At 70.2% G+C, this 22,328-nt stretch carries 18 protein-coding genes and 2 pseudogenes; 14 read left to right on the forward strand and 6 right to left on the reverse strand.

What is annotated here, in order from left to right; all coding sequences use genetic code 11:
* Nucleotides 1–146: 146 nt before the first annotated feature.
* Together ABTX78_RS16120 and ABTX78_RS16125 are read left to right on the forward strand one after the other, a co-directional pair.
* Nucleotides 147–1,121 (forward strand): ABC transporter ATP-binding protein, encoded by a 975-nt coding sequence (locus ABTX78_RS16120; RefSeq protein ID WP_352207482.1) that lies wholly within the window; start codon nucleotides 147–149, stop codon nucleotides 1,119–1,121.
* A gap of 62 nt (nucleotides 1,122–1,183) precedes the next feature.
* Nucleotides 1,184–1,882: a DUF1707 SHOCT-like domain-containing protein gene (locus ABTX78_RS16125; RefSeq protein ID WP_352207483.1), complete on the forward strand. Its 699-nt coding sequence runs from the start codon at nucleotides 1,184–1,186 to the stop codon at nucleotides 1,880–1,882.
* A gap of 208 nt (nucleotides 1,883–2,090) precedes the next feature.
* On the opposite strand, the gene ABTX78_RS16130 is transcribed toward ABTX78_RS16125, so the two are convergent.
* Nucleotides 2,091–3,326, reverse strand: a complete 1,236-nt coding sequence (locus ABTX78_RS16130) for a GDSL-type esterase/lipase family protein (RefSeq protein ID WP_352207417.1) — start codon at nucleotides 3,324–3,326, stop codon at nucleotides 2,091–2,093.
* A 401-nt stretch (nucleotides 3,327–3,727) separates the two neighbouring features.
* Between ABTX78_RS16130 and ABTX78_RS16135 the strand changes: the two genes are divergently transcribed.
* The gene (locus ABTX78_RS16135; RefSeq protein WP_502993882.1) at nucleotides 3,728–5,221 is read left to right on the forward strand and encodes a DUF445 domain-containing protein; all 1,494 of its coding nucleotides are present in this window, start codon (nucleotides 3,728–3,730) and stop codon (nucleotides 5,219–5,221) included.
* Between the two features lie 442 nt (nucleotides 5,222–5,663).
* Here the strand turns inward: ABTX78_RS16135 and ABTX78_RS16140 are convergent, their stop codons facing one another.
* Nucleotides 5,664–6,518 (reverse strand): excalibur calcium-binding domain-containing protein, encoded by an 855-nt coding sequence (locus tag ABTX78_RS16140; RefSeq protein WP_352207418.1) that lies wholly within the window; start codon nucleotides 6,516–6,518, stop codon nucleotides 5,664–5,666.
* A 260-nt stretch (nucleotides 6,519–6,778) separates the two neighbouring features.
* Between ABTX78_RS16140 and ABTX78_RS16145 the strand changes: the two are divergent.
* Together ABTX78_RS16145 and ABTX78_RS16150 are read left to right on the forward strand one after the other, a co-directional pair.
* A pseudogene (locus ABTX78_RS16145) lies at nucleotides 6,779–7,200 on the forward strand (YDG/SRA domain-containing protein); the annotation flags it as partial.
* Nucleotides 7,201–7,212: 12 nt separating this feature from the next.
* A complete protein-coding gene (locus tag ABTX78_RS16150; protein ID WP_352207485.1) occupies nucleotides 7,213–7,716 on the forward strand; it encodes an HNH endonuclease in 504 nt (167 codons plus the stop codon).
* 108 nt (nucleotides 7,717–7,824) lie between these two features.
* On the opposite strand, the gene ABTX78_RS16155 is transcribed toward ABTX78_RS16150, so the two are convergent.
* Complete coding sequence (locus tag ABTX78_RS16155) at nucleotides 7,825–10,965, reverse strand: DEAD/DEAH box helicase (RefSeq protein ID WP_352207419.1); 3,141 nt, start codon at nucleotides 10,963–10,965, stop codon at nucleotides 7,825–7,827.
* A gap of 57 nt (nucleotides 10,966–11,022) precedes the next feature.
* Entirely contained in the window at nucleotides 11,023–12,036 is a 1,014-nt protein-coding gene (locus ABTX78_RS16160; RefSeq protein ID WP_352207420.1) for an SEC-C metal-binding domain-containing protein, read from the reverse strand.
* A gap of 111 nt (nucleotides 12,037–12,147) precedes the next feature.
* On the opposite strand from ABTX78_RS16160, the gene ABTX78_RS16165 reads away from it, so the two are divergent.
* The 5 genes and pseudogenes from ABTX78_RS16165 (at nucleotide 12,148) to ABTX78_RS16185 (ending at nucleotide 15,785) form a co-directional block, all read left to right on the forward strand.
* Nucleotides 12,148–12,951, forward strand: coding sequence for a class E sortase (locus ABTX78_RS16165; protein WP_502993883.1), 804 nt, complete (start codon nucleotides 12,148–12,150; stop codon nucleotides 12,949–12,951).
* A 59-nt stretch (nucleotides 12,952–13,010) separates the two neighbouring features.
* Nucleotides 13,011–13,169, forward strand: a pseudogene (locus ABTX78_RS16170) (DUF3311 domain-containing protein); the annotation flags it as partial.
* A gap of 240 nt (nucleotides 13,170–13,409) precedes the next feature.
* Entirely contained in the window at nucleotides 13,410–13,733 is a 324-nt protein-coding gene (locus tag ABTX78_RS16175; protein ID WP_352207487.1) for a DUF6412 domain-containing protein, read from the forward strand.
* A 327-nt stretch (nucleotides 13,734–14,060) separates the two neighbouring features.
* Nucleotides 14,061–14,798, forward strand: coding sequence for a YidC/Oxa1 family membrane protein insertase (locus ABTX78_RS16180; protein WP_352207421.1), 738 nt, complete (start codon nucleotides 14,061–14,063; stop codon nucleotides 14,796–14,798).
* 126 nt (nucleotides 14,799–14,924) lie between these two features.
* The gene (locus ABTX78_RS16185) at nucleotides 14,925–15,785 is read left to right on the forward strand and encodes a fumarylacetoacetate hydrolase family protein (RefSeq protein WP_352207422.1); all 861 of its coding nucleotides are present in this window, start codon (nucleotides 14,925–14,927) and stop codon (nucleotides 15,783–15,785) included.
* A gap of 304 nt (nucleotides 15,786–16,089) precedes the next feature.
* Here ABTX78_RS16185 and ABTX78_RS16190 read toward each other — a convergent pair whose 3' ends face one another.
* Nucleotides 16,090–16,572: a heme-degrading domain-containing protein gene (locus ABTX78_RS16190; RefSeq protein WP_352207423.1), complete on the reverse strand. Its 483-nt coding sequence runs from the start codon at nucleotides 16,570–16,572 to the stop codon at nucleotides 16,090–16,092.
* On the reverse strand, nucleotides 16,569–17,654 hold the full coding sequence (locus tag ABTX78_RS16195) for a Gfo/Idh/MocA family oxidoreductase (protein ID WP_352207488.1): 1,086 nt from the start codon (nucleotides 17,652–17,654) through the stop codon (nucleotides 16,569–16,571). Before ABTX78_RS16195 ends, ABTX78_RS16190 begins: the two co-directional genes overlap by 4 nt.
* Before the next feature lie 57 nt (nucleotides 17,655–17,711).
* Between ABTX78_RS16195 and ABTX78_RS16200 the strand changes: the two genes are divergently transcribed.
* The 4 genes from ABTX78_RS16200 to ABTX78_RS16215 all read left to right on the forward strand — a co-directional run bounded on the left by ABTX78_RS16200 (nucleotide 17,712) and on the right by ABTX78_RS16215 (nucleotide 22,323).
* Entirely contained in the window at nucleotides 17,712–19,205 is a 1,494-nt protein-coding gene (locus tag ABTX78_RS16200; RefSeq protein ID WP_502993884.1) for an ROK family transcriptional regulator, read from the forward strand.
* Between the two features lie 111 nt (nucleotides 19,206–19,316).
* A complete protein-coding gene (locus ABTX78_RS16205; protein WP_352207424.1) occupies nucleotides 19,317–20,198 on the forward strand; it encodes a hypothetical protein in 882 nt (293 codons plus the stop codon).
* Nucleotides 20,199–20,228: 30 nt separating this feature from the next.
* On the forward strand, nucleotides 20,229–20,993 hold the full coding sequence (locus ABTX78_RS16210) for a GntR family transcriptional regulator (protein WP_352207425.1): 765 nt from the start codon (nucleotides 20,229–20,231) through the stop codon (nucleotides 20,991–20,993).
* Between the two features lie 208 nt (nucleotides 20,994–21,201).
* A complete protein-coding gene (locus tag ABTX78_RS16215; RefSeq protein ID WP_352207426.1) occupies nucleotides 21,202–22,323 on the forward strand; it encodes a TIGR03364 family FAD-dependent oxidoreductase in 1,122 nt (373 codons plus the stop codon).
* The last annotated feature ends 5 nt before the right edge of the window (nucleotides 22,324–22,328 follow it).

Raw genomic sequence — 22,328 nt, forward strand, 5'->3', positions numbered from 1 at the left:
TGGAGAACACGGAGAGCACGCGGACCACGGAGAGCACGGGCGGTGTGGGGAGCACGGGCGGCGGGGCGAGGACGGAGACTGCCGAGAGCGCCGCTACCGCGGTGACCGCCGACACGGCCGACACCGCCGAGACGGCCGCTACCGCGGTGAGCGCCGAGGCCGAGGCCTTCATCGAACTCGACGGCATCGAGAAGGTCTTCGACGTACGCCGCAAGGCCGGTCGGCTGCGTCGCGAGAAGCACCAGGTGCGGGCCGTCGACGGGATCAGCTTCCGGGTGTCGCGCGGCGAGATGGTCGGCTACATCGGACCGAACGGCGCCGGCAAGTCCACCACCATCAAGATGCTCACCGGCATCCTCACTCCCAGTGCCGGACGGCTGCGGGTCGCCGGCATCGACCCCTCACGCGAGCGCACCCGGCTCGCCCAGCGGATCGGCGTCGTCTTCGGCCAGCGCACCACCCTGTGGTGGGACCTTCCGCTGAAGGACTCGTACCGGCTCGTGCACCGGATGTACCGCGTACCCGACCGGCGCTTTCGGGACAATCTCGAACGCTGCGTCGAACTCCTCGACCTGGCCGACCTCCTGGACGTCCCCGTACGCCAGCTCTCGCTCGGACAGCGCATGCGCGGCGACATCGCCGCCGCTCTGCTGCACGATCCCGAGGTGCTCTACCTCGACGAGCCGACCATCGGACTCGACGTGATCTCCAAGGCGAAGGTCCGTGCGTTCCTGCTCGACCTGAACGCCGAACAGGGCACCACCGTCCTGCTGACCACCCACGATCTGACCGACATCGAGCAGCTGTGCAAGCGCGTGATGGTCATCGACCACGGCCGGCTGATGTACGACGGAGCACTCGCCGGGCTGCACGAGATCGGCGAGAGCGAACGGACGCTGGTGGTCGACCTGGAGCGCGAACTGCCCCCGGTGGTACTGGAATCGGCGCGTACGGTCAAGGTCGAGGGGCCCCGCCAGTGGCTCGCCTTCCCCGCGTCCCAGTCGGCCGCGCCGTTGGTGGCCGCGCTCGCCGCCGCGTACCCCGTGGTCGATCTGTCGGTCCGCGAGCCGGACATCGAGGCCGTGATCGCCACCATGTATGCCGAGCGCCCGGGCTTGTAGCCCCACCGCTGGGAGCCGGGCGCCGCGCTGGATATTCTGGCCGCATGAGCGAACTCCCTGAGATGCGCGCCTCCGACGCCGAGCGCGAACGGATTGCCGAACGGCTCCGAGACGCGGTGGCGGAGGGTCGGCTGGACATGGAGGAGTTCGAGGAACGTCTCGACGCCACCTACAAGGCGCGTACGCACGGTGAGTTGGTACCCCTGGTCAGCGATCTCCCGCTGACGGGCGCCCCCACGGCGGCTCCGGTGTCGGCGGCGGGCTCCGGACGGTGGGCCGACCGTATCGGCGGGCCGGGCACCTCCAAGGGCGCGTTCGCGTTCTGGGGCGGCTTCAGCCGCAAGGGGACCTGGACGGTCCCGCGGCTGTTCACCAGCTTCACGATGATGGGCGGCGGTGAACTCGACCTGCGTGAGGCGCGGTTCGAGGACCGGGAGACGGTGATCCGCTGCTTCGCCATCATGGGCGGGGTCCACATCGTCGTACCGCCCGACCTGAACGTCGAGGTCAACGGCATCGGCTTCATGGGCGGTTTCGGCGAGGAGGGCGACGGCGAGTCGGAGCCCGACCCGACGGCACCTCGCGTACGGATCACCGGTTTCGCGCTGATGGGCGGCGTGGGCGTCGAGCGCAAGCTCCGCAAGGCCGAGAAGCAGCGGCTCAAGGCGGAACGCGCGGCGGAGCGCGAGCGCCTGGAGAAGGGCGGAGAGAGCGGCCGGCTGAAGAAGGGCGACGGGGGCGACCGCAAGGAACTGGGCTGATCCCTGCAGGAGTTGGGATCCGGCGGGGGCCGGGTCCGGCTCGTCCTGAGAGCTGGGACGCGGGCTGAGGCGGGTTCCCGCCGTGCGCCCGCGGGTTTCCGGGCCGTGCGCCTGCGGGTTCAGGCCGTGCGCCTGCGGGTTCCGGGGCCGGGGGCCGGGCGCGTCCACCGTCGTGACGCGCCCCCGTCCACTCGTACAGCCCGGCGCCTCACAGCCGAGCCGGGTCCACCGCCCTCGCCATGCGCGCGAAGCCCGCGTCGCTCGGGTGCAGATGGTCCCCCGAGTCGTACCGGGGCAGCAGCCGGCCCGGTGCGTACGGGTCCCGCAGCGCCCGGTCGAAGTCCACGACCGCGTCGAAGATCCGCCCGCTGCGGACGGCGGCGTTGATGTCCTGCCGCGCCTCCTGGACGGCGCGGGTGCAACGCTCGTGCCCCGCGCAGGGCAGCAGGGTCGCCCCCAGGACACGCAGATCGCGCGCCTGCGCCCGGCGGGCCAGCTGGGTGAGCCCTGCCGTGACCGAGGCGGCGTCCGGCTCGTACGAGGCGCGCAGCAGATCGTTGATGCCGATCGCGACGATCACGGTCCGTACGCCGGGCCGCGCGAGCACATCGCGGTCGAAGCGGGCGAGTGCGCTGGGGCCGCGGCCTTCGAGCAGCAGCCGGTTGCCGCTGATGCCCTGGTTGAGCACGGCGAACTGCTCGGTGCCGTGGGCGTTCAGCCTCTCGAAGAGCCTGTCCGGCCAGCGGCGGTTGGCGTCGATCGTGGAGGTCACTCCGTCGGTGATCGAGTCCCCGATGGTGACCACGGCGCCCCGGACGTCCTGGGTCAGCACGTCGACGGCGGTCAGATGCCGCCAGGCGAAGGTCTGCTCGGTGTAGGAGTCCCCGGAGACGTCATCCGTACGGTCGCCGTCGGCGAGGTACGAGGTCTGCCGAGCCCGCGGGTGGAGGGTGACCGGCCTGCCGGCCGGCGTGTGGATGCTGACCAGCAGATCGCCGTCGTACGGGATCCCCAGCGTGACGGGGTCGCTGACGAACTGCCCGCCCGGGGCGATCGTGACGGCTTCCGCCTTGCGGAACGTCACCCGCCGCAGGGTGCCGGGCACGGCCGCGGCGGTCGTCCCCGCGCGCAGCGCCAGGGAGACGCGGGCGATGTGCAGCGGCTCCCGTCCGGCGAGGTTGGAGAGCGTGAGGCGGGCGGCCGACCCGCCGATACTGGTGTGTACGACGTTGCGTACGGACCGGTCGCCGCGGGCGGAGTCCTGGAGGTCGGCCTGCACGGGCGCGGCGGCCCAGGTCCCGACCCAGACGGCGGGTGAGCCGACGGCCGTGCGGACGGCGGTGCGGCCCCGGGCCGCCTCGACTCCGAGGTATATCGCGCTGCAGATGAGGACGATGACGGCGGTGACGCCGGCGAGAGTCGCGTATCCGCGACGCATGTTCATGAACACATCATCCGATATGGCACGGGAACTCGTGATGCGCCCCAGGAGTACCTGGGGTAGGGACTATGCGTACGGGTGCGCGCGGACGGGTGGAGCGGATGAACCACACAGACCGAGATGGACCGGAAGATCCGGAGAAGACGCAGGCCACGGCGGCTGCGGGTGGGGAGGACGCCCACGCGCGGCGGCCGGGCCGGGCTGCCGGGCCGGGGGAGGGGGGCGGCGCGGGGCGAAAGGAGCGTCCGGCGGGCGCGGGCGGCGCGACGGGGGGCGCACAGGCCTCCCGGGGCTCGGCGGCGGGTTCCGGCGGTGCGGCGGGCTCGGCCGATGGGGCGACGGGCTCCGGCGGTGCGGTGGGTTCGGCGGACGGTGTGGCGGGTTCCGCGGCCTCGGCGGATGGGGTGACGGGCTCCGGCGGTGCGGCGGGCTCGGCGGACGGTGCGGTGGGTTCCGCGGGCTCGGCGCCGGGCTCCCGGGACGCCCGGCCGGGCTCGCAGGGCTCCGCGACGGGTTCCCCGGGCGGCGCGGCGGCCTCCGGGCGGGCCTCCGGAGCGACCTCGGGGGCGACCTCGGGGGCGGGGGCCGCGCCGGGCCGTGCGGCCCTGGGCGCCCGTACCCGGACCTCGCTCCCCGGATTCGCGTACACCGAGGCCGACGAGGAGAAGCAGCGCGGCGTACGGCGCATGAAGCTCACCGCGCTGGGGCTGCTCGTCTTCGTCGCCGTCGTCTTCGCCCTCGCCACCTGGGCGGGCAACGCCGGCGCCGGCCCCTGGACCGGTTATGTCGCCGCCGCGGCGGAGGCCGGCATGGTCGGCGCCCTCGCCGACTGGTTCGCCGTCACCGCGCTGTTCCGCCACCCGCTGGGCATCCCCATCCCGCACACCGCGATCATCCCCAACAAGAAGGACCAGCTGGGCGCCTCGCTCGGTTCCTTCGTCGGCGAGAACTTCCTCTCCGGGGACGTCGTACGCGCCCGTCTCAGCGCCCTCGGTATCGGCGGCCGCCTCGGCGCCTGGCTCGCCGAGCCCGCCCATGCCGACCGCGTCACCGCCGAGCTTTCCACCGCGCTGCGCGGCGCGCTCACCGTGCTGCGGGACTCCGACGTCCAGGCCGTCGTCGGCGAGGCGATCACCCGGCGCGCGGACAACGCCGAGATCGCGCCCGGCGTCGGCAAGACCCTGCAGAAGGTGGTGGCGGACGGCGCCCACCACCGGGCCGTCGACCTCGTCTGCGCCCGTGCGCACGACTGGCTGGTCCTGCACTCGGACTCCGTGATGGACGCCGTCGAGGGCGGTGCCCCGGGCTGGACCCCGCGGTTCGTGGACCGGAAGGTCGGCGAGCGGGTGTACCGGGAACTGCTGCGGTTCGTGACCGAGATGCGGGACATGCCCGCCCATCCGGCCCGCGGCGCGATCGACCGCTTCCTGACGGACTTCGCCGCCGACCTCCAGTCGGACACGGACACCCGCGCCCGTGTGGAGCGAATGAAGTCGGACCTGCTGGCCCGCTCCGAGGTCCAGGACGTGATCGCGTCCGCGTGGTCCTCCGTACGCGCCATGATCATGTCGGCGGCCGAGGACGACCGCAGCGAACTGCGGCTGCGGGCCCGCTCCTCGCTGCTGTCCCTGGGGGCGCGCCTCGCGACCGACGGCCGGCTCCAGGCGAAGCTGGAGGGGTGGATCGAGGACGCCGCGGTCTACGTGGTGACGACCTACCGCGCCGAGATCACCTCGCTGATCTCGGAAACTGTCGCGAGCTGGGACGCCGAGCACACCTCGCGCAAGATCGAGGCTCACATCGGACGGGACCTGCAGTTCATCCGGATCAACGGCACGGTCGTCGGTGCGCTCGCCGGTCTGCTGATCTACACCGTGGCACACGCGCTGGGCGGGTGACGGGCCCCTTCCTGACCCGTCACCCGCCCAGACACTCAGGGGAGGTGTGATGTAGTACGGGCGGCGGCGCGGATGTGTTCAACACCGGCCGGACGACTCCGCGACCGGACCGCCGTCCGCCCGGCCGCACCTCTCCAAGATGTGCGCCGAAGACCCTCAGTCAGTGGACGAGCGGTCTGCGGACCGCGCGGTCGGCGAACTCGGCGGTGTGGATGTTGGAGCAGTAACTGCGCGGACGCGCCGGACGACGTCCGGGCTCGGGCCCGTGAGCCTGCCGGAGACGGCGAAGACCCAGCCCGGCACGGCCGGTTGAAGTAGTCGCATACCTGCGGCGGCCGGGTCGTCCCTCCCGGCCGCCGCCACGGCCGTGCCCGTTCCCGGTGACGCGAGACCTGCGTGCGCAGCGGCTGACGGTCACGGGAATGCGGCGCGACGCTCGTCCTCACTCGCAGGCGACGCCGTCGCCGTCCCGGTCGAGGTGGCGTCCGTAGCCGGGGTCACCGGCCCGGATGGGCGCGGCACCCGCGGCCCGCACCTCGGAGCAGTTGGCGTACGACACGCTCCCGCCTCCACCGCTCGTGGATCCGCCCCCGGAACTCCCGCCGGACGAACCGCCCCCGCCGGAGTACGGCTCACACCCCACGCCGTCACCGTCCCGGTCCAGATGGCGCCCGTAGCCCGGGTCACCGACCTCGACGGGCGCGGCACCGGCGGCCTCGGCGGCGGCGCAGTTCGCATACAACTTCGCGGGCGCGGCAGGCTCCTTGGGCGCGACCGGCTCCTTGGGCGCGGCGGGCTTCTCCGGCGGCGCGGGTGCGTCCACGGTGATCCGCACCTCGGCGGTCCCGGACACGGCGTCGCTGCCTGTCACCTCCACCTTGTACGTGAAGGTGTCCTCGCCGTCGTACCCCGCAACCGGCTTGTACACCACGGTGTTGCCGTCGACGGTCGCGGTGCCGTGGGAGGGAGGCGAGTCGACGGTGACAGCGAAGGTCTCGTCGTCGAGGACCATCTGCACATTGCCGCTGGTCCCGCTCCCGAGGGTGACGGTGTCGTTCTGGAGCACCTGAACGACGATCTCCTCCCCGCTGTCGGCGCTCTCCTGGTCATCGACGAGTTCGAGCAGAGCCTTGGCGGAAGGCGCCGGCTTCGCGGCCGCGGACGCGCTCGCGACCTGCTCGGCGGCGGGCTTGGCGTCCTGAGCGCTCTCGCCCCCACACCCGGTGACCCCCACCACCGCCATCACGACACCAACTGCGGCCACGGCGATGCGCCCCTGCGTACGTATCCGAGTCATGTGCCCCCCAAGGCTGACGGATCCGGACTGAGGGGGCTGAGCATTTCATTCCGGTTAACCGGTGATAGTGCAAGTAAGGATGTTTGTGGCTGAGTTGTGATGAGAGTGCGTGGATCCAGGACCTGGGCAGCGGGGACACGAGGGCCCCTGGCGTTCGACTAACCTCGCGATCGGGCCACTTATCGATCGACTGCGGACACCCTTGGTCGTAAAGCTACTGATCAGATCGAACGTGATCGCCGCATCGGCAGCATGTTCGCATGGCTGCAGAACCCTATAGAGCTGTCTTCGGGCACGTGGGAAGCGTCCTTCCCGGTACGACCTTCGAGTCCCGCCAAGAGGTCAAGGACGCGAAGCTGCACAAGGAGCAGCGTGCCGGGATCTCCTGGGGGCGTGACGCAGAGGGGCAGCGCGCGGCCGACGCCATCATCCTCAGCGAGGGCTACGAGGACGACCGCGATGACTGGGACGAGATCCTCTATACAGGCGCCGGTGGTCGTGATGCCAACACCGGACGGCAGGGCTCCGACCAGGACTGGGAGAACAACGGCAACGCCGGTCTACGCCGGAGTCGTATCAAAAGTACCCGGTTCGGGTCATTCGTGGTCGTGCCAAGGACCTCAGTTACGCGCCTAGTAGCGGCTATCGATACGACGGGTTGTACGAAGTCACCGGGGAGGCGCGCGAGGAGGGGATGTCTGGCTTCCAGATCTGTCGGTTCTCCCTGCGCCGGCTTCCGGAGGAAAGGCAGGAGCTGACTCCCCTTGAGCAGCAAGTCAAAGAGCTTTTGGACGGAGCACCGCCTCGAGCGACGAGCACCGTCGAGCGTGTCGTCCGGGATACGGCGGTAGCGCGCAAGGTGAAGCGGTGGTACGACCACACGTGCCAGATATGCAGGACCCCCCTCGTTGTCGGCGCAGGAGTGAGCTATGCGGAGGGCGCTCACATCCAAGCGCTGGGACGGCCCAGTAATGGTCCTGATGTGGAGGGTAACGTTCTCTGCCTCTGTCCGAACTGCCACATCCGCTTCGATCGGGGAGCGATGTACTTGACCGACCGTCTGGAGGTCGTGGATCGGTTCACTGATGCCTCAGCTGCCCATGCCGTGGCGTTGCTGACGGTGGAGGAACATCGCATCCAGGCAAAGTTCCTTCGTGCGCATCGGCGCTTCTGGGGGATCGATTGCGCGGGAGCCTAAGGGCTATTACGTGCTCTCCGGTGGATCAGCGCGCGGCGTCAGATGCGGTAGTGAGGTGCAGGTGCCGTAGCTGTCGTCGTGTGCCCGTTAGGGACTACGGGACAGCCCTTAGCTCGCCGATATAGTCGAGTACGTCCACACATCGGCCGGCATCTCGTAACGTAGCTTCCAGGTAATCCCCATCGGCTTGCTGCCTTCGTGGCTGACGTAGTCCGCGGGTCCCAGCAACATCCAGGGCTGAGGGCCGCCAACGTCCGTCTTCTTGTACCGGCGAACGAAAAGCATGACGTGAGTGCCCTGCGCCTTGTGTGCCTGGTAGCGCAGGCCTGTGGGGGAGGTGCTGGAGGTTTGGTTCTGGGACTCCCAGTGAAAGAGGAAGTCGTTCTTGGCGTAGTCCCGGTACCGCGTCTGCGGGGAGAAGTCCTTCTCGTCCTTCTCCAAGGTGATCAGTAGCGCGTCCGTCTGGATGCTCTCGCACCACTTCACTCCCTCGCGGAAGTGTCCCGGCATAAACCCGCCGATGGATGACTGTCCTAGGGCCGGCAGGATCTCCTCGCGGCTATAGGAAGCGTGCACCGTTAGCGGGAGCCTGGCGAGATCATCGACCAGAGGGACAGGCATGTGGTCCACTCTGTCCAGGGCGTACGCGAGCAGTTGGCGCAGCTCGTTCCGGACTGAGTGCTGGGGCTCCAACTCGTCCAGCGCATCCTGGTAGGTGGCATGTCCGCCAAGAGGCCAGAGAGAGAAGTAGAGCATGCGGGCGTACGCCTGGTCCCGTGCCCTGAGGTCGTCGTAGCGTGGGGCATTGTCCACGAGGAGTTGAGAGTAGGCCGCGACCCGCTCTGGATCATCGACGTGGAGGAAGGCGGGGACTCGCTTGAGGAGCCCTTCCTCGCCTTCTGGCGGTATGCCATCCAACAGTCCGGAACGTCGCAAGAGTCCCGTCCAGGAGTTGCCGTTTCCGCGATAGATCTCTTTCAGCTCGCGTCCGCTCTCCTTGAGGTAGGCCGCTAGGTGCAACTCGCCGTATTGACGGACCTCCCGGGCGAGCTGGGTGACATTCACGCTGATTTGGCTACGAATGTTGTCGAGGATCAGATCCTTGGCCTTGGGCTCCAGGACGATCTGGCAACCAGAGGGGAGCTGCGGGAAGTCCTGCTCCAGGTTGGCGAGCAGGCGGTTGCGCGTCAGGTTGGTCAGAGCGCGGAACTGCTCTTCGAAGCGGAACTCTTTGCGATGCTGGCCGATGAAGTCCAGGACTGTGAGCACGGCCTTGCCCTCGCTCCGACGAAGTCCTCGTCCCAGTTGCTGGAGGAAGACCGTGGCACTGGACGTGGGCCGCAGCAAGAGCAGCGTGTCGACGTCCGGGATGTCGAGCCCCTCGTTGAAGAGATCAACCGAGAAGATGACCTGCAACTCGCCGGACCGTAGAGCATCGAGTGCTGTTCGGCGGTCGTCGTGCGAAGTCTCTCCGGAGAGCGCGATGGCGTTGAGGCCGGCTCGGCGGAAATAGTCCGCCATGAAGTGAGCGTGCTGGACCGACACACAAAACCCCAGCGCCCTCATTGCTCCAGGGTCGGTGACCTTGTCCAACACCGCCTGCACGATGAGGCGAGCGCGAGCATCGTTCCCCGTCACCAGGTTGCTGAGCGCCGAAGCATCGTATGCCCCACGCTTCCACGCCAGCGAGCTCATGTCGGTGTTGTCGGTGACGCCGAAGTAGTGGAAGGGACTCAAGAGTTCGTTCTCCAGTGCCTCCCAGAGCCGCATCTCTGCTGCGATGCGGCCATCAAAGAACTCGTCTTGGACGTTGTGGCCGTCCATGCGTTCTGGAGTCGCTGTCAGACCGAGGAGTTCGGCAGGCTGGAAGTGATCGATGATCTTTCGGTAGGTAGGAGAGACGCCATGGTGGAACTCATCAATGACGACCACGTCGAAGTGATCGGGAGGAAGGCTCTCCAGGGAGCGAGAGTTCAATGACTGAATGCTTGCGAAGACATGCTTCCACTGCTCGGGGACGATGCTGCTATGCAGCTCTTCACCGAAATTGGCATCGATCAACACGTCTTGGTAGGTGCGCAGGGACTGTCGCAAAATCTCTTGCCGGTGCGCGACGAAGAGGAGACGCAGATCTCGTCCGTGCTTGCGGCGCAGGTGCTTGAAGTCGAGGGCGGCCATGACGGTCTTGCCTGTCCCTGTGGCGGCGACCAAGAGATTGCGGTGCCGATCGTGGACCGTGCGTTCCACCTCAAGGCGCTCCAGCATGTCGCGCTGGTGAGGGTAGGGGCGGACTTCGAGTCCAGAGAGGGTGATCCGGCGCCCTGCCGGCGTGCTAGTCCCTCGGCTTGCCACGTGCAGGGCTTCATCGAGACGGCTGGAGTCCCGCTCGGGGTCGTAGAGCTCAAACGCTGATTCGCTCCAGTAAGAGTCGAAAGTAGCTTCAAACTTTCGCAGCACATCGGGTGTGGCGACGGAGGAAAGGCGGACGTTCCACTCCAAGCCGTCGAGGAGCGCAGCCCTCGATAGATTGGAGCTTCCCACATAAGCAGTGTCGTATCCGCTGTTACGTCGGAAGAGCCAGGCTTTAGCGTGGAGACGCGTAGACCGCAGTTCGTAGTTGACCTTCACCTCGGCCTGGAACTTCTGGACCAACCTGTCCAACGCTCGCCGCTCGGTTGCGCCGATGTAGGTGGTCGTGATGACACGGATAGGCACGCCGCGGGCATGAGCGGCTTCAAGAGATTGCTCGATGATGCGCAGTCCGTGCCACTTGACAAAGGCGCAGAGCAAATCTACGCGATCTGCGGTTGCTAGCTCGGCGCGCAGTTCGAAACCGAGACTCGGATCATCCGGTGAATTGGTGATGAGCGCGGTTTCCGACAGGGGAGTCGCCGGGCGGATCGCATAGACCCCCTTAGCCTGTTGCTCCGCGATGGCCAGCAATTGACGTGGGCCGTCAGCAACGAGGTCCACCCACTCCTGAGCTCCCTTGATGGTGTTCATCGACTCAAGGATGTGATTGGCAGCGTGGACGCGTTCTGCCGCCGGCAGTCTTTCCAGCACGCGCTTCATCGCCTCGGCGACATGACGTGCGATGACCTGGGGCGACGACTCGGGTCCCACCTCATCGTCGATGGCGTGCCAGCCGCCGTTAGAGCTGAGCGCCTTGAGCTGCTTCTCAAGACGCAAAGTGATCAGTTGCTCATACAGCCCTGCGATCGGCTGGTTGGCATCGACAGACCCGGTCATCGTGCCCCTCTTCCTGCTTGATGCGGCAAGAACTATCAGAGGGCGCTGACAGTGAGGTCAGATCTGGTCCGCCCCGTGACACTCCCTGTACGCCCTCCCCGACCCGCACCAGCAGTCCGCCCCCTTCGCCGGTGGCCAAGCCACCGCCTTGCCCCTGGCCGCCAGTGTCGTCGCGTACTGCGGGAGCAGGTCCGCGTTCGACGGGGAGGACTGTTCCGAGGCGGCGAAAGCCTCGTAGGACGGGACCGTCGCCGTCACGATGCCCAGGTTGGCCGTGCCCGTGGAGGACAGGTCGCGGAGCGAGGCCTCGATGTCCGTCAGGTGGGCCGTGTGGGTCGGGTACTCCGATTCGAGTTCGGGGTACGCCGTGAGCAGTTCCGACAGTTCGCCCTCCGGCCAGTGGAGCACCGCCACCGGGAAGGGGCGGGACAGGGCCGAGCGGTAGGAGCCCAGTTCCGAGCGGAGGCGGGCGATTTCGGCCTGGAGTTCGGCCGGGTTGTTCGAGCCCAGGGCCCACAGGCGGTTCGGGTCGTGGAGTTCGTCCAGGGAGATCGACGCGTGGGCCGTGTGGACCTTGTCCGCGAGCGCGTCCCAGTTGTCGTGGGCGCGGCCCAGCATGCGGCGCACGCGGTGGCGGCCGGTCAGCAGGGACTGGGTCTCGTAGGGGACGTCGTCGTCGCCGGGGGTGAGGAGCAGCGTGATCGCCGTGGTGAAGCAGTCGTGGGACGCCTCGAGCTCGTCGTGGGACTCCAGCGTCTCGGCGATGATCTCCCACGGGGCCGGGTCCGCGGGGGCCGCCGTGCGGATGCCGGTGATCAGGGCGCGGGCCTCGGCCTCGTGGCCGTACTCCCACAGGTTCGCCGCCTGGAGAGCCTTGACGAGCAGGGGGCGCTCGGGACTGTCGGCGAGGAGGCGGTCGTAGAGGCTGGAGGCGCTTTCGCGGTCGCCGGCCAGTTCGAGGTGGGCCGCGGCCTGGAGCAGCAGCGACTCGTTGTCCTCGGGGTACTGCGTCGCGGTACGCAGCAGGCGCTCGGCTTCGGCGTTGTGGTCGGCAGGCGTGTCGGGGCGCATGGGGGACACGGTACTGCCGTACGGGGGTTCGGCGGGGGGCACGTTCGCGTGATGGCGGACGTGCTGTGTACCACTCTGGTGACTTCGGCGATCAGCGCCTAACCTGCGCCCGTGCGGGAGCGGATACCGGTCGTGGTGCAGGGGCGCGGCTCGCGGAGGCGGGCCCGGTTTGCGGGTGCGCTGTGGGCCGTCGCTGAGATCACCGTCACACTCGGCGTCGTGGTGCTTCTGCTGGTGGTGCACCAGTTGTGGTGGACCAACCGGCAGGCTCGCGAGGGGGCCGAGCGCCGCGTGCACGCCCTGGAGCGGGAGTGGGACGCCTCCGTCGGCGATGCCCCGCAGGTCCCGCAGGCCGCGCCGTCCGACGATCCGCCGGATGGCGAGGACCCGCCGGCCGTCGAAGGTGGGGGACGTGACGCCGCATCCCGGGGACAGGAGTCCGTACGCCCGCCCACGCCCCGCTGGGACCAGGCGTACGCCGTCCTGCGTATCCCGCGACTCGGTGTCGTCGCCCCCGTCGCCCAGGGGATCAGCAAACAAGGTGTCCTGGACAAGGGGTACATCGGGCACTATCCCGGCACCGCCCACCCCGGAGGCGGCGGCAACTTCGCCGTCGCCGGGCATCGCAACACCCACGGCGAGCCCTTCCGGCACATCGACCGGCTGCGCAAGGGGGACGAGATACGGGTCGAGACACGCAGCGCGGTGTACGTGTACGCCGTCGACCGGGCCCTCACGCGCACCAGCCCCCGGGACACCGGGGTCATCCGGCCCGTCCCCCGCAGCCTCGTCACGCCCTCCGCCGGGTACAGCGCGCCCGGGTACTACCTGACCCTCACCACCTGCACCCCGGAGTACAGCTCCCGGTACCGGTTGATCGTGTGGGGGAAGCTCACGTCGATGCGGCCGCGGTAGGGCACCGGGTCCAGGGTCCTGACGTGCTCAAGCGTCGTCCTCAACTGCTGTGGTTGCTCGTGCCGTACGTCCTGTTCGTCGGTGCGCTGCCGCTGGTCAATCGTGTCCGGCCCGTCCTGCTGGGATTGCCGTTCCTCTTCGTCCGGCTGCTCGGGGCGATGCTGCTCGGGGCGACGCTGCTCACTCCGCTCGTCGTCTGGCTCGCCCGGCGGGGCGACCGCAGTGAACGCCGCCGTCGCCACCTCGATCCTCGGCCTGTTCATGCTCTGCCGTGGGCTGGGGCTACAACTACGGCTCGCCCGTGCTGTATGTGGTGGCGTACATGTCCTGCGGCTACGCCACCGGTTGCGTCGTCCTTCCTGCGGCCGATCCCTCCCGCGAGACGCATCCTGTATAACGGCTGGAAGGTGTCTCGAAGGTGTTCGGGGCAGCAGAGCGAGGAAGCGAGGTGGGACCACATGGACGGCCGCCGGCTGTCGCGATGGGTGCAACCCGCCGTGCTCGCGCTGTTCCTGCTCATCGAGATCCTGATCGCCGACGGCAGCAGCAGCCTCTCCGCCGCCGTCGCGCTCGCCGCGACCGCCACGGCCTCGGCCGGTTCGGCACTGGTCGTCTGCGCCCTGATCAGCGCGCGCTGCGTGCCCACCGTGCCCGTCACCCGGGTGCGTACCGCTCTTCGTGACCGGCGGCGGCGCACCGCGTTCCTGCCGCAGCGGGACCCGGACGCACGGGGCCGCACCAGGCCCAGGGCTCCCGGGCGTCTCGTCCTGACGACCGCGTAGGGGCGCAACCGCACGCCGTCGGCCCGCCGGCCGCCGGCCCGCACGCCGCAGAAACCTCGCTGCCGTATCCCTCGCTTGCGGACTGACCGCTTGCGGGTCTGATCGCGTGCGACGGATCGGGCGCCGGACCGCTTGCATGCGCCGGACCGCTTGCGTGCGACGGATCGTGGGTGCCGGATCGCCCGATCCTGGACCGCTCGAAGCTGGACCGCTCGATCCTGGACCGCTCGCGCCGGCCCGGCGATGCCGCAGCCTCCGCACCCCTCGCAGGTCGTCATGCCGCCATGACCGCATCCCGGCACGACGAGACCCACGGAGGGCTCACCCATGTCCGTATTCGCCAATCTGGTCGAGCAGCTCGCCGACCTGCTCCAGCCGCTCTTCCACGCATCGGCGACAGCCGCCGCGATCGTCCTGTTCACCGCGCTCGTACGGCTCTCCGTGCACCCCCTCTCACGTGCCGCCGCCCGCGGGCAGAAGGCCAAGGCCCGGCTCTCGCCGCAGATCGCCGAGCTGCGCAAGAAGCACGGCAAGAACCCCGAGCGCCTGCAGAAGGCGATGATGGAGCTGCACAAGAAGGAGAAGGTCTCGCCGCTCTCCGGGTGCCTGCCGAGCCTGTTGCAGCTGCCGGCGTTCTTCCTGATGTACCACCTGTTCTCCAGCAGCCGGATCGGCGGGGAGCCCAACGGTCTGCTCGGCCACACCCTCTTCGACGCCCCCCTCGGCGACCGCTGGGCGGACGCCCTCGCACACGGCGGGGTGTTCGGAGGTGCGGGGCTTGTGTACCTCGTGCTCTTCGCGGTCGTCACGGGCGTCGCGATCTTCAACTTCCGGCGTACGAAGCGCCAGATGGCGGCCTCACCGCTGCCGCAGGGAGACACCCCGGGCATGGGCGCGATGATGAAGATCATGCCGCTGATGTCCTTCGCGACGCTGATCACGGTGGCTGTGGTGCCGCTCGCCGCCGCGCTGTACGTCGTCACCAGTACGGCCTGGACCGCGGTCGAGCGCACGGTCCTCTACCGGGACACGCCGGCGGCCGGCGCGCTGGCTACCGCCGCGTAACAGTCCAGGTTGTGAACGGGGTCTTGCGGAGTGATCCGATGTCTTGGAGGATCAGCCAATCCTCCGAACCCCTCCGATGGCCGCTACCCATCGTCCGGGCTCGCACCGAACCAGGGGAGACAGACCATGAAGCTGCTGCGTGTCGGCACCTCGGGCGCCGAGCGCCCGGCCCTGCTCGACGAGGACGGGACGACCCTGCGCGACCTGTCCGGCCTTGTCACGGACATCGACGGGGCGCTGCTCGCCGACGCCTCCGCCCTCGCCCGGATCCGGGCCGCGGCGCAGGCCGGCGAGCTGCCCGCGCTCGCCGCCGACGGGCTGCGCGTCGGCCCGCCGCTCGCCCGGATCGGCAAGGTCGTGTGCATCGGGCTGAACTACCACGACCACGCGGCCGAGACGGGGGCGGACGCTCCCGCGGAGCCGGTCGTCTTCTTCAAGGCGGCGGACACGGTCGTCGGGCCGAACGACACGGTGCTCGTGCCCCGCCGCAGCCGCAAGACCGACTGGGAGGTCGAGCTCGCGGTCGTCATCGGGCGTACGGCCCGCTATCTGGAGGACGACGAGGACCCGCTGTCGTACGTCGCCGGATACGCGATCTCGCACGACGTGTCCGAGCGCGAGTTCCAGATCGAGCGCGGCGGTACGTGGGACAAGGGCAAGAACTGCGAGACGTTCAACCCACTGGGCCCCTGGCTGGTGACGGCGGACGAGGTACCGGACCCGCAGGCGCTGAGCCTGCGGCTGTGGGTGAACGGCGGACTGAAGCAGAACGGCTCGACGGCCGACCAGATCTTCCCGGTGGCCGAGGTGGTGCGGTACGTCAGCCAGTTCATGACGCTGTACCCGGGAGACGTGATCAACACGGGTACGCCGGCGGGGGTGGCGATGGGGCAGCCCGAGCCGAAGCCGTATCTGCGGGCGGGGGACGTGGTGGAGCTGGAGGTCGAGGGGCTGGGGAGGCAGCGCCAGGACCTCAAGAACGCGTAGCGCGCCTGGCGGCGCGGGGTTTTTGGGGGTGCGGTCGGCCCCCGGGCCGGGGCGTGCTGGGCGGGGGTCCGGGTCGGCCCCCGCCCGGGGTGGGCACGGCCTGCGGTCGTGTCCTCAAGCGTCGGACGGGCTGGGTTCGGCCGGGTTGGTGAGGCGGGTTCGGCTTGTTGCAGGCGCGGCTTGCAGCCGCCTCAAGCGCCGGACGGGCTCGGTTTGGCCGCCTTCGTGCGGGGGGTTCGGCTCGGAGGTGGGTACGGCCTGCGGCCGTTGTCCTCGCGCGCCGGAAGGGCTGGGTGGGCGGTCGTTACGTGCCCGGTGGGGTCGAGGCCAGGAAGCGGGAGAGGGCGTCCACCACCATCGCGTGGTCCTCTGCCTGGGGGAGGCCCGAGACCGTGACCGTGCCGATCACCCCCGCGCCCTCGACCGTGATCGGGAACGAACCGCCGTGCGCCGCGTATGTGTCCGGGTCCAGGCGCGACGACTCCTCGAACGTCGTGCCCTTCTCCCGGTGCCGCGTACCGACCAGGAACGAGCTCTCGCCGTAGCGCTCGACGACCCGCCGCTTGCGGTCGATCCAGGCGTCGTTGTCGGCGCTCGAACCCGGCAGCGCGCAGTGGAACAGTTGCTGCGCGCCTCGGCGGATGTCGATGGCCACCGGTGCCTCCCGCAGGTGCGCCATCTCGACCAGCATGCTGCCGAGGGCCCACGCGTCGGCGTAGGTGAACCGGCGCAGGGTCAGACGGCGTTCCTGGTCGACCAGCTCATGGATGGTGGGGGGCGTGGTCATACGGACACCTCCACGGTGACGCCCTCGCGGGCGGAGCGGCGCGCGGCCTCCAGGATGTCCAGCGCGGCGGCCGCCTGCTCGGCGGTGACGGGCGGTGGAGTGCCGTTGCGCAGGGCCTCGGCAACGCCCGCATAGTACGCAGGGTAGTCGCCCGGGAGCGTCTCCACCGGGTCGCCGCCGCCCGTGAGAGGCGACTCTCCCGCGCCGAGCCGGCCCCACAGCGATTCGTCCTCCACGCCCCACGGCTTGTGGGACTCCGGGCGCTTGCCGTCGCGGAGGTCCGCCTCCTGCGGGTCCAGGCCGTACTTCACATACCCGGCGGCCGAGCCGAGGACGCGGAAGCGCGGGCCGAGTTGGGCGGTGGTGGCACTGGCGTAGAGGTGTGAGCGGACGCCGTTCGCGTGGGTGAGCGCGAAGAAGGTGTCGTCGTCGGCCTGGGCGCCCGGGCGGCGTACGTCGGACTCCGCGTACACCCGGGTGACCGGGCCGAACAGCGTCAGCGCCTGGTCGACGAGGTGGCTGCCGAGGTCGTACAGCAGACCGCCGATCTCCTGCGGGTCGCCGGACTCGCGCCAGCCGCCCTTGAGCTGTGGGCGCCACCGCTCGAAACGGGACTCGAAGCGCTGGACCTCCCCGAGCGCACCGTCCGCGATCAGCTTGCGGAGGGTGAGGAAGTCGTTGTCCCAGCGGCGGTTCTGGAACACGGAGAGCAGCAGACCGCGGGCCTTCGCGAGCGCGGCGAGCTCACGCGCCTCGGCGGCGGTGCCGGCGATCGGCTTGTCCACGACCACCGAGAGGCCCGCTTCGAGGGCGGCGGTGGCGACGGGGACGTGGGTCTTGTTCGGGGAGGCGATCACGACGAGGTCGAGTTCGCCGGCGTGGGCCCACAGCTCGTCGGGCGTGGCCACGAAGCGCACGTCCGGGAACTCGGCGCGGGCCTGCTCCTGCCGCTCCGGGCTGGACGTGACGATCGTGTCGAGGACGAGGCCCTCGGTGGCCGCGATCAGCGGGGCGTGGAAGACGGAGCCCGCCAGGCCGTAGCCGACGAGTCCGACGCGGAGGGGTGTGCCGGTGCCAGTCATGCGTCCCACTTAAGCAACGGTGTTGCCAAAGTGCAAGCGAGGGGGAGAATAGGTGGCGTGAACACCAACGGGAGCAGGTACGGGCGCGGAAGCGGGCAGGGCGGTGGGCGCGTCCCCGGCAGTGGGGGACCGTCCGGGGGCGAGCTGCCCGAACTGCCCAGCCTGTCCGGGCTGCGCAGCGCGAACGCGGCCCGCGTGCTGGAGCTGTTGCGTGTGGCGGGCGAAGGCGGGATCAGCCGTCTCGAACTGGCGGAGGGCACCGGGCTCACCCCCCAGGCGGTCAGCAAGATCACGGCGCGGCTGAGGGCAAGCGGGCTGGTGGCGGAAGCGGGTTACCGCGCCTCGACCGGAGGGAAGCCTCGTACGGTCCTGCGCCTGGTCCCTCCGGCGGCGCACGCCGTGGGGCTGCACCTGGACCGTGACGAGCTGACCGTGGTGCTGCTGGACCTGGCGGGCGTCCTCGTCGCCCGGCGTGTGGTGCCGCTGGATCTGGGGGCCGGCGCGGACGCGGTGGTGGAGGCGGTGGCGGTCGAGGTGGAGTCGCTGCTGACCGCCGCCGGACCGGGTCCCGGACCTGCGGGACCGGGTCCCGCTTACGGACCTGCGGGTCCTGCCGCCCGTCTGGGCCCCGCTCTCGGACCTGCCGGGTCCGTCGCCGGTCCGTTCCCGGGCCACGGAGCTGCCGGGCCGGACCACGGAGCTGCCGGGCCGGGCGCGGCTCTCGAACCCGCCGCCGGAACCGGACCGGGTTCTTGGCTCGGCGGAACCGGATCGGTCCCGCAGCCCGTCGCGCCCGACCCCGACCCCGACCCCGACCCCGACCCCGACACCCACCCCTCCCACCGCGTTCTCGGTGTCGGCGTCGCCATGCCCGGGCCGCTCGATCACGCCTCCGGCGTTCCCCATCGCGTCACCGGGTTCCCGCAGTGGGACGGCTTTCCCCTGCGGGACGCCCTCGCCGAGCGGCTCGGGCTGCCCGTCGCGCTCGACAAGGACACCAACGCCGCCGCTCTCGGCCTCGCCCTCCAGACCAATGTCGCAGCCCTCGGGCTCGCTCTGCAGGGGAGCGGGGACTCGTTCGCCTATCTGCATCTGGGGACCGGGCTGGGGGCGGGGCTCGTGCTCGGTGGAGGGCTCTACCGCGGGGCGCGGACCGGGGCGGGGGAGTTCGGGCATCAGGTCGTGCAGCTCGACGGGCCGCCGTGCGGGTGCGGTCGGCGAGGGTGCATCGAGGCGCTCTGTCTGGCGGCCGTGGCCGACGGGGACCTCGCGGCGGCGGCGCGGATTCTCGGCGTCGGCGCCGCCAACCTCGTGGAGCTGCTGGACATCGACCGCGTCCTGCTCGGCGGCCGGGTCGTCGAGGCCGCGGCCGCCACCTTCGTCCGCGGAGTGGGTGAGCAGGCGCCCGTGCCGGTGGAGCTGGCGAACGGTGGTCCGCACACGGTCGCGCAGGGTGCGGCACAGCTGGTGCTCGCACCGGTCTTCGGGCGGGCCGAGGCCACCTTCTCGTCACCGCTCCCGCCCTCGCGTACCGGACCGAAAATACGCTGATAGGGCGGAGTTCGGCCGTACGGGGACGTGCCTCCCGGGTCCCCGGGCGCCCGCGTGGCAGGGTCGCGCCCACGTCCCCTGCCCGCACCGGCCGAACAGCAAAGGTCAGCCATGCGACTGCGCAATGTCCTCGCCGCCGGCGCCGCCGCGGCCACCGTCGTCCCCACCGCCCTCGCGGCCCCGGCGGCCGCCTCCGCCGACCCGGCCGTGCGGGCCGCCGTCTCCGACACCGCCGCCAACCAGGCCGGCGTAAGCAAAGCCGACACAAACGGCACCAGCACCAGCACAAGCAACGCCACAGCGCGCAAGGCCACAGCGCACGATGCCGCCGTCACCGCCGTCACCGCCGTCCGTGCCCCCGGTGACGAGCCCACCTGCGGCGCGGTCGCCGCCAAGAGCTTCCCGATCGACTCCCGTATCCACGGCGGTCCGCCCGTGCACCACCCCGGCGGCGGTTTCGAGCAATGGTCCGTCGACCTCGCCAACACCACCGCGGAGGCCTGCCGCAACATCCATCCGGTGATCGTCTTCGCCGCGCGGGACCGCGGGCTGACCCCGCCCAGGGTCACACTCGAGTTCTACGACGAGGACGCCTCGCGCTGGCGGTCCGCGTCACTGGAGACGACCGCACAGGACGAGGTCGTCGCCGTACTCGACGACGGCGCGTTCGCCGGTTTCGCGGTGCCCGCCCGTGCGACCGTCACCGTCCGGGTCCGGTTCGCGCTGACCGCCGACACCCCGCCCAACCAGGTCACCGTCAACGCCGCCGTCGTCCAGCGGCGCGGCGACGACGGCGACTGGGTCGGCGAGTCGGGCGACTACCGCTTCGCCGTCCAGGACGACGACGGCTCCGGCCTCTCGGTCACCCGCGACGAGCTCGCCACCACCGGCACCGGGGCACTGGCCCGCCTCGGTATGGCCCTCGGCACCATCCTGCTGGGAAGTGCCGTGGTGGTGCTGGCCTCCAGGAAGCTGCGGACGGGCCGCCGCTGATCGTTCATATGCGTCTGCGAGCATCGGGCGGTGGACTACCCGAACGACCAGGCGCCCGGCGCCCCTGTCCGCTCCGGCATTCCGGAGCACGGACGCATCCCCAAGTACTACGCCGTCAAGGCCCGTATCTCCGCGCTGCTCGACGAGTCGGCCGAGGGCGATCCGCTGCCCACCGAACGCGATCTCGCCCTGCGGTTCGCGGTGTCGCGCGAGACCGTGCGCCAGGCGCTGCGCGAACTCCTGTTGGAGGGGAGGCTGCGCCGGCAGGGCCGCGGCACCGTCGTCGCCGGCCCCAAACTGGAGCAGCCGCTCTCGCTCGCGAGCTACACCGAGGGCGTGCGCAGGCAGGGTCGCAGACCGGGCCGTAACCTCATCGGCCTGGACCGCTTTCCCTGCTCGGCCGTGCTGGCGGCGGAGATCGGCGCGAGCGTCGGTGAGCCGGTGTGGCACATGGAGCGGGTGCTGCTCGCGGACGACGAGCGCGTCGGGCTGGAGAGCACGTACGTCACCGTTGCCCGGGTGCCGCTCCTGGACGTCGACTTCGACCCCGACTCCTCCTTCTACGCCTATCTGCGGGAGCGGCTGTCCATCGCCTTCGGTGACGCCGACGAGCGGATCGAGACGGTGCTCGCGACACCGCGCGAGGCGTTGCTGATCGGTACGCCGCCGGCGCTGCCGATGCTGCTGCTGCACCGTCTGTCGCGCGACCCCGACGGCAGTCCGCTGGAGCGCGTACGCACGCTGTACCGGGGCGACCGCTTCAGCTTCACCACCCATCTCGGCAACGGCGGCTGACCGGCCGCGCACCCGCCCGCAGCCCGCAACCACGCAGGCGATCGTAGGCGGACCAGCGCCGCCGGTACGCCGCCCGCACGTCGCCGGTACCGGACACCCAGAAAGGTCACAGAAACATAACGGGTCTAGTCCAAGCTTGATGGCCCGTTCACCGTCCCGTTGCCGGTCGTCCCCGAACGGGACACCGGCCGCGAGGAGCGTTGCGGCCGTGAGAGTCATCGTCGTAGGAGCCGGCGTGGTGGGAACCATGCACGCCTGGCACGCAGTGGAACGCGGCCACGAGGTCGTACAGATCGAGCGGGAGCAGGAGGCCCGGGGCGCGAGTCTGCGCAACTTCGGACAGATCTGGGTGAGCGGCCGCGCGGGCGGAGAGGAGCTCGAAACCGCCCTGCGCGCCCGTGAGTTGTGGCAGTCCATCGGGCAACGCGTGCCGGAGCTCGGATTCCGGGCCATCGGTTCGCTCACTCCCGTGCGCAACGAACTGGAACTGGCCGTCGCCGAAGCGGCGGTCGCCCGCCCCGACGCCGCCGATCGCGGCTACAAGCTCGTCACCGCCGCCGAGGCGCGGGACATCAACCCGGCGCTCCGGGGCCGGTTCATCGCCGCCCTGTGGTGCGAGCGGGACGCGGCGGTGGAGCCGCGGCCCGCCCAGCTGGCACTGAAGAAGGCGCTGCTGGAGTCCGGCCGGTACACCTACCTCGGCGGGCGTGAGGTCCGTGACGTGGAGGGCGAGGCATCCGTCCGCGACGACCACGGCGATGTGCACACCGGCGACGCCGTCGTGCTGTGCCCGGGGGCCTCTCTCTCCGGGCTCGTCCGCGAACTGGCTCCCGCCCTCCCCGTACGCCGCGTCCGGCTCCAGATGATGCAGACCGACCCGCTGGGCGAGCCGCTGACCACCTCCGTCGCCGACGCGGACAGCTTCCGCTACTACCCCGCCTACGCGAGCCAGGCGCTGGACGCCCTCAACGCCGGGGAGGCGCAGGCTCCCACGGCCGCCGAGCACAAGATGCAGCTGCTGATGGTGCAGCGCCGCGACGGCGGGCTGACCATCGGCGACACCCACGAGTACGAGCACCCCTTCGCCTTCGACACCCTCGACGATCCCTACGAGCACCTCACCGGCGTGGTCGAGTCCTTCCTCGGCCGGCCGCTGCCGAGGGTCCGCCGCCGGTGGGCCGGGGTGTACGCGCAGTGCACCGACACGGGCCGAGTCGTCCACCGGGAGCAGGTGCGCGACGGCGTGTGGCTGGTGACCGGTCCCGGCGGGCGCGGCATGACCTGCTCGCCGGCGATCGCCGAGAAGACCGCGAACGAACTGGGCTGGTGATGGTG

The organism is Streptomyces sp. NPDC096193, from assembly GCF_040302905.1.
Taxonomy (GTDB): domain Bacteria; phylum Actinomycetota; class Actinomycetes; order Streptomycetales; family Streptomycetaceae; genus Streptomyces.

Bases quoted from the DNA above. Each gene is read 5' to 3' on its own strand.
- ABTX78_RS16125 (WP_352207483.1), top strand. From the start codon at position 1,184: ATGCGCGCCTCCGACGCCGAGCGCGAACGGATTGCCGAACGGCTCCGA.
- ABTX78_RS16130 (WP_352207417.1), bottom strand. From the start codon at position 3,326: ATGAACATGCGTCGCGGATACGCGACTCTCGCCGGCGTCACCGCCGTC.
- ABTX78_RS16140 (WP_352207418.1), bottom strand. From the start codon at position 6,518: ATGACTCGGATACGTACGCAGGGGCGCATCGCCGTGGCCGCAGTTGGT.
- ABTX78_RS16150 (WP_352207485.1), top strand. From the start codon at position 7,213: ATGTCTGGCTTCCAGATCTGTCGGTTCTCCCTGCGCCGGCTTCCGGAG.
- ABTX78_RS16155 (WP_352207419.1), bottom strand. From the start codon at position 10,965: ATGACCGGGTCTGTCGATGCCAACCAGCCGATCGCAGGGCTGTATGAG.
- ABTX78_RS16160 (WP_352207420.1), bottom strand. From the start codon at position 12,036: ATGCGCCCCGACACGCCTGCCGACCACAACGCCGAAGCCGAGCGCCTG.
- ABTX78_RS16175 (WP_352207487.1), top strand. From the start codon at position 13,410: ATGGACGGCCGCCGGCTGTCGCGATGGGTGCAACCCGCCGTGCTCGCG.
- ABTX78_RS16180 (WP_352207421.1), top strand. From the start codon at position 14,061: ATGTCCGTATTCGCCAATCTGGTCGAGCAGCTCGCCGACCTGCTCCAG.
- ABTX78_RS16185 (WP_352207422.1), top strand. From the start codon at position 14,925: ATGAAGCTGCTGCGTGTCGGCACCTCGGGCGCCGAGCGCCCGGCCCTG.
- ABTX78_RS16190 (WP_352207423.1), bottom strand. From the start codon at position 16,572: ATGACCACGCCCCCCACCATCCATGAGCTGGTCGACCAGGAACGCCGT.
- ABTX78_RS16195 (WP_352207488.1), bottom strand. From the start codon at position 17,654: ATGACTGGCACCGGCACACCCCTCCGCGTCGGACTCGTCGGCTACGGC.
- ABTX78_RS16205 (WP_352207424.1), top strand. From the start codon at position 19,317: ATGCGACTGCGCAATGTCCTCGCCGCCGGCGCCGCCGCGGCCACCGTC.